The organism is Janthinobacterium sp. J1-1, from assembly GCF_030944405.1.
In the GTDB taxonomy this organism is placed as follows: Bacteria; Pseudomonadota; Gammaproteobacteria; order Burkholderiales; family Burkholderiaceae_D; genus Janthinobacterium.
Window position 1 is genome coordinate 6,681,985 of sequence record NZ_CP132339.1, and the last position, 15,706, is coordinate 6,697,690.

The following is a 15,706-nucleotide window of genomic DNA, read 5'->3' on the forward strand; positions in this document are numbered from 1 at the left end:
AAGTGTGAACATTTGATGGTGAAGCATTACTGCTTCGTGCAAACTCTAGAAAGGAGGTGATCCAGCCGCACCTTCCGATACGGCTACCTTGTTACGACTTCACCCCAGTCACGAATCCTACCGTGGTAAGCGCCCTCCTTACGGTTAAGCTACCTACTTCTGGTAAAACCCGCTCCCATGGTGTGACGGGCGGTGTGTACAAGACCCGGGAACGTATTCACCGCGACATGCTGATCCGCGATTACTAGCGATTCCAACTTCATGCAGTCGAGTTGCAGACTACAATCCGGACTACGATACACTTTCTGCGATTAGCTCCCCCTCGCGGGTTGGCGGCGCTCTGTATGTACCATTGTATGACGTGTGAAGCCCTACCCATAAGGGCCATGAGGACTTGACGTCATCCCCACCTTCCTCCGGTTTGTCACCGGCAGTCTCATTAGAGTGCCCTTTCGTAGCAACTAATGACAAGGGTTGCGCTCGTTGCGGGACTTAACCCAACATCTCACGACACGAGCTGACGACAGCCATGCAGCACCTGTGTACTGGTTCTCTTTCGAGCACTCCCCAATCTCTCGGGGATTCCAGCCATGTCAAGGGTAGGTAAGGTTTTTCGCGTTGCATCGAATTAATCCACATCATCCACCGCTTGTGCGGGTCCCCGTCAATTCCTTTGAGTTTTAATCTTGCGACCGTACTCCCCAGGCGGTCTACTTCACGCGTTAGCTGCGTTACCAAGTCAATTAAGACCCGACAACTAGTAGACATCGTTTAGGGCGTGGACTACCAGGGTATCTAATCCTGTTTGCTCCCCACGCTTTCGTGCATGAGCGTCAATCTTGACCCAGGGGGCTGCCTTCGCCATCGGTGTTCCTCCACATATCTACGCATTTCACTGCTACACGTGGAATTCTACCCCCCTCTGCCAGATTCTAGCCTTGCAGTCTCCAATGCAATTCCCAGGTTGAGCCCGGGGATTTCACATCAGACTTACAAAACCGCCTGCGCACGCTTTACGCCCAGTAATTCCGATTAACGCTTGCACCCTACGTATTACCGCGGCTGCTGGCACGTAGTTAGCCGGTGCTTATTCTTCAGGTACCGTCATTAGCAGGAGATATTAGCTCCCACCGTTTCTTCCCTGACAAAAGAGCTTTACAACCCGAAGGCCTTCTTCACTCACGCGGCATTGCTGGATCAGGCTTGCGCCCATTGTCCAAAATTCCCCACTGCTGCCTCCCGTAGGAGTCTGGACCGTGTCTCAGTTCCAGTGTGGCTGGTCGTCCTCTCAGACCAGCTACTGATCGATGCCTTGGTAGGCTTTTACCCTACCAACTAGCTAATCAGATATCGGCCGCTCCACGAGCATGAGGTCTTGCGATCCCCCACTTTCATCCGTAGATCGTATGCGGTATTAGCGTAACTTTCGCTACGTTATCCCCCACTCCAGGGTACGTTCCGATATATTACTCACCCGTTCGCCACTCGCCACCAGAGCAAGCTCCGTGCTGCCGTTCGACTTGCATGTGTAAGGCATGCCGCCAGCGTTCAATCTGAGCCAGGATCAAACTCTTCAGTTTAATCTCTGTTACTTTGCCATTTTATTGGCACCGTCTTGCGACGGGTCGCTCACTCAAAAAACTGACAGGCCACTACTTTCGTAGCGTCCTATTTCATTATTTCTTGTGAACATTTGATATTTTAAGTTTTACGTCAATCCGAAGATCAACGCTGCACTTCATCAAATGCCCACACTTATCGACTGTTAATTGTTAAAGAACGGTATTCGGTACTGCCGCATTTCTGCGATTCGCGCTATCGACAAAGCGTTGTGTCTGTCATCTGCGAAGAAGGAAGAGTATGAAGCTTTTTCAGCATTTCGTCAACCTTCTTTTTCCCCCACTTCACTCGGCATTTGCATGCGTCGTTCAGCGAGGGGGCGAATTATAGCCAAGCAAAAGCAGCTGCGCAAGGGTCATTTATGGGAGGACGAAAGATTTCACCAAGGTCAGCTCGCCGGCGGCCCGCATCGGCACCTGGAAGCTCTGCAGCTTTTCGCTCGGCGTGCCCTCATTGGTGATCACCGACAGGCGGGCCACCGTCAGCACCGAGGTGTTCTCGCCGCTGCCGTAGTAATTGACATAGACGTGATAGTTGCCCTTGACGGGGGCCGCACTGGAAAAGATTTCCGGGCCATAGCCGGTGGTCACGTCCACGTCCAGCGCGCCGCCATCTTTCAGCACGCGATTGCCGTACCAGGCATGGCCTCCGTCGGGCGTGACCACGTGCAGATCGAGGTCGGTGCCGGCGCTGTCCCACGACAGCACGATGCGCAGGCGCGCCTGGGTCTTGCCCTGGTAGCTGTCGACAAACTGGGTGCGTGCGCGGCTCCTGCCGTCCGGCGAGCGCACTTCGACGCTGTTCGAGCCGCTGCCGAAGCCATACGGACGGCCATAAGCGCCGTTCTCGCCCACTTCCATCGGCATGGCCACGCCGTTGACCACCAGCGTGGCTGGCTTGCCCTTGCCGGCGCCCGCGATGCGCCCTCGTATCTGCGCCGTCTCGCTCTGGCCCGGCTGCAGGTTGACCGAGGCGGCGGGGTAGTTGACGGCTTGCGTGTATTCTTCTTGCGCGCCGGCCGAATTGCGCCAGCCGCTTTTGGGCGCGTCGATGGTGACCTGGGCCTGCGCCCACAGCGGCAGCAACAGCAAGGAAATCGGCAGTGTTTTCATCATCTCAGTACTTGAAGGTCTTGACCAGCGTAAGCTCGCCGATACCGCGCAAGGGCACGACAAACTCCTCGCGCCGCTCGCGCGCCGTGTTTTCGTTGAACACCAGCGTGATGCGGCTGGTAATGACGGGCCGCTGGCGCGTTTTCTCATCGAAGTGATAACCATCGCCGCTGAAATTGCCCCAGTAATTGATCCACACCTGGTACAGCCCGCGCATGGGCGAGGTCATCATGAAGTTTTCCGGCCCCGGCCCGTCGACGGTGTCGGCATCGAGTCCGCCGCCGTTGCTCAAGGTCGGATGCGACCAGAACGCATGCTGGCCATCGGGCGTGACCACATGCAGGTCGACCTCGGCCTGGCTGTCGTCCCATGCGGCGATAATGCGGATCATGGGCTGCGGCCGGCTGCGGTCCGCTTCGTAAAACTGCACGCGCTTGACCGGCTTGCCATCGGGCGAGCGGATCTCGATGCTGTTCGAGCCGGAACCGAAGGAATAGGCGCGCGCATAGCGGCCATCGTCATCTGTATATAGCGGCGTCGGATTGCCATTGACCACCAGCTTGTGGACAGCCCGGTTTTTGCCCGCCTTCTCAAGCTCGCCGCGGATCATTCGCCGCCCGCTCTGCGCGCCGCGATCGACCAGCGAATATGGATAATTGACCGCCAGCTCATCGGACTTGTCGGTCAGTCCCGCGCGATTCCAGCCGCCAAACGGGGTGCTCATGCTCTTGTCGGCGGCCAGCGCACAAGGCGCGGCCTGCGCCAGCACGGCGCCACTCAATATCAGGACGGAGTAATTCACATCGCCTCCAGGTTCAGGTCGACCAGCCGGCGCGCCAGCTGTTCCACATAATCTTCATCCTGGCCGCGCGGATGGTTGCGCAGGCCAAGATGCAGGTATTCATGGGCCAGGGTGATGCGGTCTTCGCGCGTGGCCAGCGGCCGCATGTAGATGCGGTTGCGCGACTGCTCGGAATACGGCGCGCCGCTCGACAAGGCACAGACCAGTGGCGCTTGCGGCGGCGCCTCGTAGCCGGCCTCGCGCAGCAGCACGCGCCGCCAGCGTGGCACGGACCGGGCCAGCCAGTCTTCGTTTTGCGCCAGGCGCTGGCAGCGCGCGCCGGTATTGCCAAAGGTGCTCAGCGCGCCGCCCGGGTAGGCGGCCGCCAGCAACTCGTCATAGTGCTTGCCTTGCCTGGCCTGCCGCACCGCTTCCGTCCACGCCATCGTGCCCTCGGACGGCGTGGTGCTGTGATAGCGCACGGTGACGCCATCGACGATCAATTGGTCGGTCCAGCGCGCGATCGCCAGCGCCGCCGGCGTGGCCGGGCTGGGACTGACGCGCTGGGTGGCGCTGCTGTCGGCGATCTGCTGGCAGCCCGCCACCGTCACCGCGTTCTGCTGCAGATACGTGCGCGCGGCAATCGCCAGCGCTTTGGCCGCTTCCGGCTCGCCGGCATTCGCTTCGCGGTCCAGCACGCGCGCCACATATTCATTGACGCCGAAGCGGCCGCGCAATTGCGGGCGGCCACCCTTGTCCTGTACCAGCATCAGTTCGCCGCTGCTGCGCAAGGCCAGGTTCTGGCCATTTTCAAAGCGCACATGGTAGCGGCCATTGAGCGGCCCGGGTGCGGCAATACCGCGCTCGCCACGCACGGCGCGGATCGGATAGCGCTGGAAGTAATCGACCACCACGCAGCCGCCATCGTCGGCCGCGCCCACCGGCGGCAAGCTGGCGGCCAGTCTGGGCGCCCACTGCTCGAACACATTGCTGCTGCCGCCCGCGCCGCCAAACCAGATCGGCGTGCCATCAGCCAGCCAGCCGGCCGCGCCGCCGATGCGCCCACTCGCCTGATGCCAGGAATAGGTCTTGACGCGCAGTTGGCTGCCGAACCAGCGGGCCGTACCTGCGCCGCGTCCATCGAGCACCACCCGCAGCAGCGCCGCTTCGGCATCCTGGCGACTGGCAGCCGGAATGCTGCCCAGCGCGCGCAGCAAGCTGTCCAGGCGCACCGTGCGCTTTGGTGCCAGTTGGGCGGGATCCGCCAGCCAGGCAAAGTCGCCCGCGGGCGCGCTACCCAGGCGACCGGTCCAGTATTTGCGCCACGGCGCGGCGGTGATCATCAGGCGTTTGGGCGAGAAAAACAGGCCGCAGGACTGCGCCAGCGCCGCGTCGTGGCCTATGCTCTGGCCCGCGTCGCAGCAATACACTTCTTCCGGATCACGGCCACCGCAGCGGTAGTCCGGCATCGCCACCTTGCTGTCGCTGGCGTAGACATACACGAACAGCTTCCACAGGCTGGCCAGCGGCACCTGCCGCGCGCCGTCGAACGGCGGCGGCGCGGCGCCGCCCTGGCGCAGCTGGCGCACTTCCAGCTTGCCGTCGCGCCACCAGGCCATATCCAGCGAAGCCGCCCACGCAGGCGCGGCCAGCAAGGTGGCAAGCATCAAGGCTGGACGGGCAAAGCGCATCACTCGACCTTCAGCGCGCGCGTGGTCTTGCCGCTTCCCTCGAAGGCCTTCTGCTCCGGCTGGTACATGCGGTAAAAGCGCGCCGGCGGCAGCACATAACTGCCCTTCTGCGCAAAGCGGATCAGATGGCGCACCGTCACGTCGCCTTCCAACGGCTCGACCGGCACGGCATAACCGTCGCGCCGTTCGGTGTGGCGCGCGCGTTCCAGCGCGGCCGGCTTGTCGCCCGCCATAACCATGCCCCAGGTGGTCGATTCGACCATCGCGCCGGGCGGCAGCGCCACTTCCAGCAGGCCAAAGCGGTGTTTCGTACCCGGCGCCGCTTTCAGGGTGATTTCATCGAGATACAGCGCGTCCGTGCTCAGTGCTTCGCCCGGCTTGACCAGCTCCGTCGTATAGCCGCCCTTGCCCGCCTTCATGCGCAGGATGCGCCGCTCGACGGTGACCGGCAATGTCTGCGTTTCGGCGGCATGGCTGTCGTACTGCACCACGGCCACCGTGCCGGCCGGCGCCGGCGTCGATGCCGAGAGGCGCAACTTATCAGGCACTGCCTTGGCGTCCGTCCAGCGCCACACCGCTTGCCCACTGCGGCTGTCGCGTTTCTGCCATGCGCCGTCCAGTGCGAGGGTCAGCCCCTTGCCGAATGCTACGCCGCCCAGTTTCTTCTGCACCCACATCAAGGTCATCGCGCGGTCCAGGGTCGGCATCTCGGCGCGCACGCTGGCCAGCACCGCCTCGGCCTGGGTCGCAGGCACTTCGCCGGCCAGCATCAGCAAGGCCTGCGCCACCGGCGCTTTCGACTCGCGCAAGACCTGCCAGGCGCTGGCCACTTGCAGCTGCAGCGAGTGCGGCAAGGCGATGCCGTTCTGCGCGGCGACCAGCGCCACCAGGCCCAGGCTCATCGCCTGCGCTTCGCGGTCAGCGGCGCCGCCCAGCAGCAGGCTGCCGCTGTCGCCAGGCTGGCGCGGCTTGCCGCCCAGGGTGGCAATCGCGCTGTCGTCGACCAGGCCCGAGGCCAGCGTCTGCGTCGGCAAACCCATCTCGTGCGCCATCCACAGCACCAGCGCGCGGTCGCCCAGCGGGTCCTTCAAGCCGCTCTCGCTGTAGACCGCCAGCAGCTTGTTCCAGTGCTCGGCCGGCAGCTCGATGCGCAGCGCGCGCGAGGCGTACCAGTCGGCGTAATAGGCGTAAGCCGTCATCAGCGCATTGCCGGCGGTGGCATTGCCCCACCAGCCGAAGACGGCTTTCGGGCCGGCCATCGACACCAGCCGCAAACGCTGCGCGGTCAGGGTCGCCTGCAGGCGCTCGTATGGCGCGCCGGCGTCCGGGCCCAGGCTTTGGGTGGCCAGCACCAGCGGAATCAGGCGGCTGGCCGTCTGCTCGACGCAGCCATACGGGTAATCGATCAGGTCGTCGGCGATGCGCGCGAACTGGCTGGCGGCACCTTGCGTGAACGCCACGCGGATATTTCGCGCGTCGGCCGGCAGCTTGAGCGCCAGTTCACCTGTGGCGCCATCCAACGGCAGCACCAGCGAGCGCGGACTGCTCCAGGCGGCGGGCAGCGTCTGCATGGCCGTGTCCAGCGCATCGACCACTTTGCCGTTCTGTTTCAGCTCCAGGCGCAGCGGCCCGCTGCCTGCGGCAAGCGGGAATTCGACATAGTTCACGCCCGGTTTGGCCGACAGTTTTTCCGTCTTGGTTTGCGTGCCGCCTGCGCCCGACAAAGTGACGTCCAGCGCCTGCTCCTTGCCGGTCTGGTTGAACACCGCCACCGAGGCGCGCGGCGCGTCGCCGGCGCGCATCCAGTCGGGCGCGGTCCATTTGGCATAGAAGCTTTTATCGGAACGCAGATAGCCGGTGCGCTGGCCCACGCGCCCCTGATCATCCATCGCGCGGCCGGTAATCCGCCAGCGGGTCAGCGCGTCGGGCATGGTGAAACTGACGCGCGCATTGCCACTGGCGTCGGTCTTCAGCGACGGCGCCCAGTAGGCGGTATCGATATTGTCACGGCGCGGGCGTTCCAGCACCTTCACGCCACGCTCGTTGTAATTGTGGCGGGCCGGCGCGCCGGCGGTGCGGCCCTGCGCCATGTCGTAGCTGATAAAGGACAGGCTGGCCGTGGTGCGCACGTTGTTGCGGCGCGGATGGTAGAAGAAGTCGCCGATTTCGGGCGCGATTTCCGGCTGCAGCACATAGATCATCTCATCGACCACACCCAGCGCCACCATGGTGCTCAAAGGCTTGCCGTCCAGGGTCGCCTTGACGTCCAGCGTGACTTTTTCGCCGGGCTGGTAGACCTCCTTGTCCGCCTTGAACTGGAGCGCGATGCGCGGCTCGATCACCTGCAGGCCGGCGTTCTCGAACACGAAGTCGCCATTGCGCGTGTAGGCCACCGAGAACGTCATGTTCGGGCCGTGTTCCTCCTTGACGGGTATGCGCACGCGCCACTGGCGCGGCGCCACGCGCTTTGCCTGGTACCACTCGGCGCTGCCTGCCATCAGGCCATGGTGTTCCACCTTGTCGCGCTCCAGCGTGAACAGCGCCTGGTCGACCTTGTCGGAAAACGTGATCAGCGCTTCGGCGGTATCGCCGGGACGATAGCGGGCGCGGTCCAGCACGATCTCGATGCTGCCCGGCGTGGCCTGCACGCCGTCACCCGAGACCCAGTGGCTGGCTGCCGCCAGCAGGTTGCCGCGCTCGTCGCGCAGCGCCAGCTGATACGAACCCGAGGCGGGGAATGTCACGTCCCAGCCCTTGGCGTTCGGATCGAAAGCGCCGTCGGTCTTCGTCTGTTTTTCCAGCTGTACCATCTCCCAGCGCACCGGCTTGGCCGCGCCCTGGCCGTCCGCCAGCAAATCAAAATGCACGGCCTGGCCCGGGTCGGAAAACTGGCGCGTGGCTTTCAACTGATACGTGGTAATCGAGCGTTCGATCATCAGCTCGCGCGTCGCCTTGACGCGGTAGGCCGCGCCATCGGTTGCCAGCACAGTCAATATATAGCGCGAGGGATCGGTGGCGGCCGGCAAAGTGAAATCCAGATTGCCGCTGCCGTCGCTGACGACTTCCTCGGTCTTCAGCGCCACCGGAAACAAGCCGCTATAACGCAGCTCGCCTTCGACCATGGTGTTTTGCTGGCTGCGCAGCGAGAGGGTCATCTTCGCGTTTTTCACCGGCTTGCCATCCGGGTAGCGCAGCGCGATGCTGCCCTTGACCGCCTCGCCCGTCTTGAATTCGGGTTTCGATGGCTGGACATTGATTTCAAAGTGCGGCTTGACATATTCGGCCACGCGGAAGGCCGCGCCATACACGCCGTCCTTGTAATTGAAGCGCAGCTCATAGCCGCCGGCGGTGGCTTCCCTGGGCAGGCGGAAGCGCGTTTCGGCGCCCGTGTCACCAGACAGCTGCAGCGTTTGCGTCAGCAGCGGCGTGCCGTTCGGATTGAGCACGCTCAGGCTGATGGGCGCCGCGGCGGCGGCCTGCGAGTTGCGCGCCGAGGTGAATTCGCGACCCAAGAACTTCACGTTGACTTCGTCGCCGGGGCGGTACAGGGGCCGGTCGGTCACCGCATAGATCTTGGTGTTGTAGATCTCGCTGTCATAGTAGAAATTCTCGGACACGAACACACCGCCGGCGCGGTCCTGGCCCAGCACATAGGTGTGTTCGGGGCTGCCGCGCTCCATCGAGGCGACCCCGTCGGCGCCGGTGCTGGCCGACTGCAGCACGCCGGTGCCGTCGGTCCATGCCACGCTGGCGCCGGCCACGGCGGCGCTGTTGTCGCGCCGTGCGGTCCACACCAGCATCTGGACGGACGAGACCTTGGTCACCGCCACCGTGTCCGACACGAACACCAGGGTGGTGGCGCGGTGTTCGCCGATGATCGCTTCGATCAGGTACAGGCCCGGCTTGCGCTTGCCGAGCGGGATCATCACATTGCCGGCGCCGGCGACGATGAATTCGCTGCTGGAGCCATCGAGTTTCACGCCTTTCGGCGGTTCAATCGCCTTCGCCTGCCACAACGGATAGCGGAAGCTGTCGACCAGCTCCATGCCCTTGATCGGCTTGTACTGCGGATGGTTGGCAAACACGGTGCGCCGGCGGATCGCGTCATTGGTCGCCAGTTGCGGCTGCTCTTTTGTCACGGCGAGGCGCGCGTCGCCCGAAAACAGCTTGCGCCAGGCCAGGCGCGACTGCTTCCACCAGCTGTCCCACAAAAAGCTCAAGGTGTTGGCCAGGCCTTCGCCCTGGTAATTGCCTTCGACCTGGATGCGGTGCAGATTGCGCTGCTTCTTCAAAAACTCCATCGGTTCGGGCACGCGGTAGACGACGATGTCGGCGCCCGAATACGCTTCCAGGTTCATGCGCCCCATGTCGCGGCCCGGCACTTCCAGGCGCACGCGCGCTTCGTCGGCGCTGCCGTAGCTGGCGTCCGACAGCAGGAAGAACGGCTCGCCCTTGAAGGTCGTGTAATTGCTTGGCTGGCGTTCCTGCGCCGAGGCGCCAGCCATCAGCACGAACGCCAGCAAACTCGCAAAAAGCAGCTTCATGATAAAAACGCCAGCCGGTATACCCCGGCGAAATTCGGATTGTTGGGCACAGGTTGCCACCGGGTGTCCTTCCAAGTCGTGAGTTGTTTGATATCGACGGTCCGCAGACCATTGTCGTCGGGGGTGACGGTGCCGGTGTGGTAGGCGATGCGCGCTCCCATCCAGACCATCAGATGTTGTTCGTCGCCCTGGTCGAAAAACAGCAGGTCGCCGGGCAGCGCCTGGCTGATCTCGCGGGCGATAAAGCGGCTGTTGTGCTGTACCAGCGCCAGCGCCGTGACAAAGTGGCCAACGGTGCCGCCCGTCTGCACCCAGCGGTTGCGCAGCGCGGCCTGGTGTGCGTCCAGCTCCAGTTCGGGCGGCAGGCGCCGGTCGCTGGCGATGCCGTTCGCGTGCAGCCACTTCGCATCATGCACGGTAAGCGCTTCATTGACGGCAAAGCGCACCAGGCCGGCGCAGTCGCGGTGGATCCAGCGCGGCGACGGTCCCCGTTCGATCTGGGCATTCACGATGCGCAGCATCCAGGCCTGGAAGGCGCGGCTTTGCGCTTGCGACAGCCGCACCTGCTCCTCAACCGGTTCGCGCAGAGCCCAGGCCCTGGATGCGGCCACCATGGCGGCGCACCCGGCGAGCAAGCGCAAGGCGGCGCGGCGCGCATGCACCACCGTCATCGCGCCGTCTCCTGCCATTCCAGCGGCGCCCATGCGGTGCCACTGGCCGGCGGCTGTTTGAGCACCATGCGCAGCGGCGGGTATTTTTTCAGCGCGTCCAGGCGCGGCACCAGGTGTTCGTTGGCGGCCGCGCGCAGGACCGGTTCATTATTCGCCGGCAGCGTATCGAAGGCCTCGAACTGGATCAGTTTTGCCAGCGAGGCCGGCGCGATCAGGCCGATCGTGCGGGCGCCATCGGGCAGCAGGTCGCTGGCCGCCGGCGCCTGCTTGCGGCGCACCGCCAGCACCTGGTCGACCAGCTTGGCGTCGGCCGAGAAAACGACAGTATTGCCGGCGACGGCCAGCGCCGCGGTGGCCGGCCCCAGGCCCGTGGCGATGGTGCGCTCCCAACGGATGGCGCCATCCTTGCCCGCAGTCTTGCGCACCGGGTCCTTGCCGCCGATGGCGGCCTCGAACAGGCTGCCATATAGCGCCTCGTCGCCGGCCTGCGGCTTGCGGGTGGCGACAAACACCGGCGTATGCAGCCGCGAATTGCCATACCAGCAGGCGGCGGCGGGGCCTTGCAGGTGCTCGGTCAGCGGCGCCACCGGTTCCGGAGTCTTGCTGCCCAGGCGCTTGAGCACGGGGGCCAAGGCGCTCCAGTCGACCGGCACGCTGAAGCAGGCGCTGGGACTATGCGGCAGCACCGGCCACAGGGCGCTGCTGTCGTAGCCACCATCTTTTTTCAGCTTGTCGGCATTGAGCAGCACCTTCGACTGCCAGGCGCCTTGTTGAAAATCGAAGCGCAGCGCCTCCAGCGCACCAAAAAAGGGCTGGTAGCCGAACGATAAAAAGTCTGCCTTGACGGCGATGCTGTGGCCCTCGGGCGCGGCATTATCGAGATGGAATTGCGGATGAAACACGTTCTGCTTGTCCGCATCTTTCCCCAGCAGGCTGACGACGGTTTTCTCGGCCGTGCCGTCGCCGTCCTTGCCTTCGCTGCCGCCATACAGCATGCCGGGATGCGACAGGATCACCAGGCGCTGGCCGTGGGCGGCGAACAGCAAGGTGCGCTGCCAGGCGTAATTGAGTGCGTAGACGGGCACGGTGTCGCCATCGACGCGCAGGCTGCCGGCCACGCTCATCTGCGTATCCTTCAAGGCCACCTTGCCCGCTTCTTCCAGGATGCGCGTGAGCTGGTTGCGCGAGACGGCGATGGCAAAATGCTTGAGCGAGCCGTCGGCGTCGCGCCACAAGGCCACTTCGGCCGGCTGGTCCAGCACCATGCGCAGCAGCTGGTCGCCCCAGCCCAGTTGATGTTCATAGGCGATGCGGCGCAAGCTGCCCTTGAGGCCCAGCCGGTCTTCGCTTTGCTCGTAATAGAACAGGAATTCCTCGCGCAGCACGTCGCGCGCCAGCGGCACCGTCAGCAGGTCGCGCGGCAAGGTCGACAGGCTTTTGGTGCGCACCAGCGCATCGGGCCGCGACAAGTCGAGCTTGAGGCTGTTGACCGGCCCCATCGTCCCCCAGCCAAACGCGCGGTAGCCGACCAGCGCGGCCGCCACCACCGCCACCCCGGCCAGTGATCCGAACAGGACTTTTTTACTGAAACCTTTTTTCGCCAGCACCGTGTATCCCCTCTACCCTGCCGTAGCATTGCCAAGTTGGTAATTATTGATAAATGGTAACATGGCATTTGCGGCCGTAGCGCACCGCTGACACGACAGCATAAAAAAGGGCTATGCCACTGAAGAATGAGAATGCTCTGAAGTTGCTGAGGTCTGACTGAGTCGGATACAAAATAATAAACTTAGACACAGGACTGCCTTGCGGCGATGCTTGCAGGACCGGTCGCTAATGACCAGAGGCGAACGCTGCCACAACCATTCAAGTAGCTATTGTTCTTAAGCGATAACCGTAAAAAATAATGGGGGCTGCTCGTAATACCGCAGCGGTTTCATGTTGACCTCAACCACATGGCCTTGGTGGCTGCTCCGTCTACCAGGCGCCGGGTCGTGTCCGAATATGTCCCAATTGAGGACGTGACTGGACAGCGGTACTGTCTTATCGTTCCTCCGGTAAAAAACAATTTATGGAGAGAACCATGACGAAGCAGACGAAGGCAGTCGCAGGCAAAGCTGCGGCCGGCAAGACCCCGATGACGCAGGATCGCGCCTCGGCCATCCAGAGCCGCACGATGAAAGACAAGGGTACAGTGTCAAAGGACGATTTCGCGGCACGCGCGGCACGCGCGGCGGCCCGCAAGGGCAAGGCCGGCGGCGAACAATAACAGCCAGGAAAAAGACTATGGCGAAAGACACTATCCGACTCGATCCCGACAAGGTCTGCCTGCGCATCGCCGTGGCCGGCGGGCCGATCAAGGCTCACGCCGTGGGCATGAGCGAAAAGACCATCCACCGCATCAAGAAGGGGGCACGCACAAGCCTGGCCAAGGCGCACCTGCTGGCGGCGAACCTGGGCACAACCGTCGAGGATCTGCTGCTTCCGCCCGGACGCGACGAGGTGGAACGGCAGTTGCCAGGTAACTGGCTGTACGAAGGCGTTGCTCCGTCCGGGGAGGTACGCCGGCATTTCCCGGCGTACCTCGCCATCGGCGGCGGCCACGACGGCTACATCGTCGACGGGCCTCCGTCGGGCTGGCTAGGACCGCTTGACGCGCTGCTGAAGTGGCATACGCAAGGCGGCAGGAAGATCGTCCTGCGCCGCGCGGCACATGCTTACCTCGTGGAGCTGCACTATTTCGAATACACGCCGGACCGCACGCAGGAACTCAATTACCACAGCGCGAGCGCCTGCCGGTTCTTCGCGCTGGCGCGCACCGGTGACGATGTCAGGAAAGCGGCGTTGAACGAGTTCAATGCCGACTGGATCTGGAGCGATCTGCGGCGCCTGGCGATGGAAAGAGCTGATATTGTCAACGTGGAGGGGGTCGTCGCCCCCGCGCACCCTCGCGATTACGTGCCGGTCGCACGCTTCTACCGTGGCATGATCGTACGGCGCAAAATGGAAGGCATTCGCGTGTTCGACCAGTTGCATCGTGACTTCCGGCGGGCGCTGATCGAGTATCTGGATGGACTGGATCCGCGCCGGATACACGTGTCAACGCAAGGCCTGGGCATCCAGATCCGGATCGCCGCCGTTCGGCCGGCTGCGTACGACTTGTATTGGCAGGAAGACGAACTGTGCATTGAGGTCGACCTGGCGTGGTGGACTCCCGACGGCCACCTGGCGCCCGCGCCGTGGCGCCTGGAGCACCGCGAACGCATAGCCGCCGCGCTAGGCGAGCGCAACTGGGCGGCCGTCTATTCCCCTGGCTTGCCGCTAGCCTACCCGACGGACAGCGTGGACGAGGAGGAGGATCCGCCGCTGGCGCCCGACCTGCACGTCCCGGCACGCGTGGCCGAGGCCGTCAGGGCCCTGTACTGCCTGGCGCCCGAACAGTGTGAAGTATCGGTCGATGCCGTCGCTTGATTCAATCCTGCCGCGCCAGCGCCACCACGATCTGGTCCGCGACAATGCGCAACTATGCGATGTCGACCGGCTGCGCGGCGCGCGGCTTGAGCGGCTCTCATGGCATGGCGACCCGCTATCTGCCTAACTATCTGGGATGGCACTGGATACTCGACGTCAGGAGAATCATCTCGCCCGAAAGCTCGCCCAAGGCCACCATGGGAAGCGTTCCACACCTGATGATGACATAGCCTAAAATAGCGGTTTCGCCGATCCCAGCTGCCGCCATGACCATCCTGCTCTCCACCCTGAACGCCCGCTATACCCACGCCTCGCTGGGCTTGCGCTACCTGCTGGCCAACATGGGCCCGCTGCAGGCGCAGACGCGGCTGCAGGAATTCGTGATCGGCGCGAAAACCACGGAACTGGTCGAACGCATCCTCTTCAACAAGCCGCGCATCATCGGTTTTGGCGTATATATCTGGAATGTCGAGGAAACCACCAAGCTGGTCGCCATGCTCAAGCGCGTGGCGCCCGAAGTGATCATCGTGCTCGGTGGCCCCGAGGTATCGCACGAGGCGGGCGAGCAGGAAATCGTCAGGCTGGCCGACTATCTGATCACGGGCTGGGGCGATGTCACCTTCCCCAAGCTGTGCGGCGAGATCCTCAACGGCCCGAAGCCGCTGATGAAGATCCATGCCGGCGTACAGGCGCCGCTGGCCGAACTGCAAACCCCCTACTCGTTATATACCGACGACGACATCAAGCACCGCACCTTGTACGTGGAAGCGTCGCGCGGCTGCCCGTTCAAGTGCGAGTTCTGCCTGTCCGCGCTGGACAAGACGGCCTGGCCGTTCGCGCTCGAGAATTTCCTGGCCGAGATGGAATCCCTGCATGCGCGCGGCGCGCGGCTGTTCAAGTTCGTCGACCGCACCTTCAATTTGAATATCAAGACCAGCCTGAAGATCATGCAGTTCTTCCTCGATAAAATCGAGGCGAACCCGGACGATGCTATCTACGCCCACTTCGAGCTGGTACCCGATCACCTGCCCGATGCACTGAAAGAGGGCATCAGCAAGTTCCCACCGGGCGCGCTGCAGTTCGAGATCGGCATCCAGAGCTTCAATCCCGAGGTGCAGGCGCTGGTCAGCCGCCGGCAGGACAATCAAAAGGCGGCCGACAATATCCGCTGGCTGTGCGAGGAATCGAACGCCCACCTGCACGTCGACCTGATCGCCGGCCTGCCGGGCGAGGATGAAGCCAGCTTTGCGGCCGGCTTCAATAAACTGGTGGCCCTGAAGCCGCACGAAATCCAGTTCGGCATCTTGAAGCGCCTGCGCGGCACGCCCATCATCCGCCATACGGAACAATTCGGCATGGTGTTCGACCCGCATCCGCCGTACACCATCCTGGCCAACAAGCACCTGGACTTCATGAGCATGCAGCGCCTGGTGCGCTTTGCCCGCTACTGGGACCTGGTGGCCAATTCGGGCCGCTTCGCCAATACGGTGCAATGGATGCTGGGCGACGCGCCCTTCGAGAACTTCATGGATTTTTCCAACTGGCTGTATGCGAACACGGACGCGACCCACCGCATCGCCATGGAAAAACTGGCCAAGCTGGTGGCGCAGTGGCTGCAGACGCGCGGCATGAGCGCGCTGGAAGCCAACGCGCTGGTGGCCAGCGACTATGCGGGCGGCGCCAAGGCCGCACATCATGCCGCCCCCGCCGAACAGCCCAAAGCGCCTCCTTTGGCCGCCGCCCTGCCGCAGCGCCAGGCGCGCCATTTGGCGTCCTAGAGCGCGCCAGCCCACACAGCGGGGCCGCGAGAATGGAA

Annotated in this window: 9 protein-coding genes, 1 rRNA gene and 1 pseudogene; 4 read left to right on the plus strand and 7 right to left on the minus strand. The window is 63.4% G+C overall.

Features of this window, described 5'->3' with window-relative positions:
• Window positions 1-49 precede the first annotated feature (49 nt).
• The 7 genes from Q8L25_RS30455 to Q8L25_RS30485 form a co-directional block, all read right to left on the minus strand.
• Window positions 50-1,580 (minus strand): 16S ribosomal RNA (locus tag Q8L25_RS30455).
• Between the two features lie 399 nt (window positions 1,581-1,979).
• Window positions 1,980-2,735 (minus strand): DUF2135 domain-containing protein, encoded by a 756-nt coding sequence (locus Q8L25_RS30460; protein WP_308922949.1) that lies wholly within the window; start codon window positions 2,733-2,735, stop codon window positions 1,980-1,982.
• Window position 2,736: 1 nt separating this feature from the next.
• Window positions 2,737-3,534, minus strand: coding sequence for a DUF2135 domain-containing protein (locus tag Q8L25_RS30465; protein WP_308922950.1), 798 nt, complete (start codon window positions 3,532-3,534; stop codon window positions 2,737-2,739).
• On the minus strand, window positions 3,531-5,204 hold the full coding sequence (locus Q8L25_RS30470) for a DUF2300 domain-containing protein (RefSeq protein WP_308922951.1): 1,674 nt from the start codon (window positions 5,202-5,204) through the stop codon (window positions 3,531-3,533). The genes Q8L25_RS30465 and Q8L25_RS30470 overlap by 4 nt, the downstream gene beginning before the upstream one ends.
• Complete coding sequence (locus tag Q8L25_RS30475; RefSeq protein ID WP_308922952.1) at window positions 5,204-9,748, minus strand: alpha-2-macroglobulin; 4,545 nt, start codon at window positions 9,746-9,748, stop codon at window positions 5,204-5,206. Before Q8L25_RS30475 ends, Q8L25_RS30470 begins: the two co-directional genes overlap by 1 nt.
• Window positions 9,745-10,452: a DUF1175 family protein gene (locus Q8L25_RS30480; RefSeq protein ID WP_308922953.1), complete on the minus strand. Its 708-nt coding sequence runs from the start codon at window positions 10,450-10,452 to the stop codon at window positions 9,745-9,747. Before Q8L25_RS30480 ends, Q8L25_RS30475 begins: the two co-directional genes overlap by 4 nt.
• Window positions 10,416-12,026, minus strand: coding sequence for a DUF2138 family protein (locus Q8L25_RS30485; protein ID WP_308922954.1), 1,611 nt, complete (start codon window positions 12,024-12,026; stop codon window positions 10,416-10,418). Before Q8L25_RS30485 ends, Q8L25_RS30480 begins: the two co-directional genes overlap by 37 nt.
• A gap of 476 nt (window positions 12,027-12,502) precedes the next feature.
• Between Q8L25_RS30485 and Q8L25_RS30490 the strand changes: the two genes are divergently transcribed.
• The 4 genes and pseudogenes from Q8L25_RS30490 to Q8L25_RS30505 all read left to right on the plus strand — a co-directional run bounded on the left by Q8L25_RS30490 (window position 12,503) and on the right by Q8L25_RS30505 (window position 15,668).
• Entirely contained in the window at window positions 12,503-12,688 is a 186-nt protein-coding gene (locus tag Q8L25_RS30490) for a hypothetical protein (protein WP_308922955.1), read from the plus strand.
• A 17-nt stretch (window positions 12,689-12,705) separates the two neighbouring features.
• Entirely contained in the window at window positions 12,706-13,890 is a 1,185-nt protein-coding gene (locus tag Q8L25_RS30495) for a hypothetical protein (RefSeq protein ID WP_308922956.1), read from the plus strand.
• Between the two features lie 86 nt (window positions 13,891-13,976).
• Window positions 13,977-14,120, plus strand: a pseudogene (locus tag Q8L25_RS30500) (IS1595 family transposase); the annotation flags it as partial.
• Window positions 14,121-14,156: 36 nt separating this feature from the next.
• The gene (locus tag Q8L25_RS30505; RefSeq protein ID WP_308922957.1) at window positions 14,157-15,668 is read left to right on the plus strand and encodes a DUF4080 domain-containing protein; all 1,512 of its coding nucleotides are present in this window, start codon (window positions 14,157-14,159) and stop codon (window positions 15,666-15,668) included.
• Window positions 15,669-15,706: the final 38 nt, after the last annotated feature.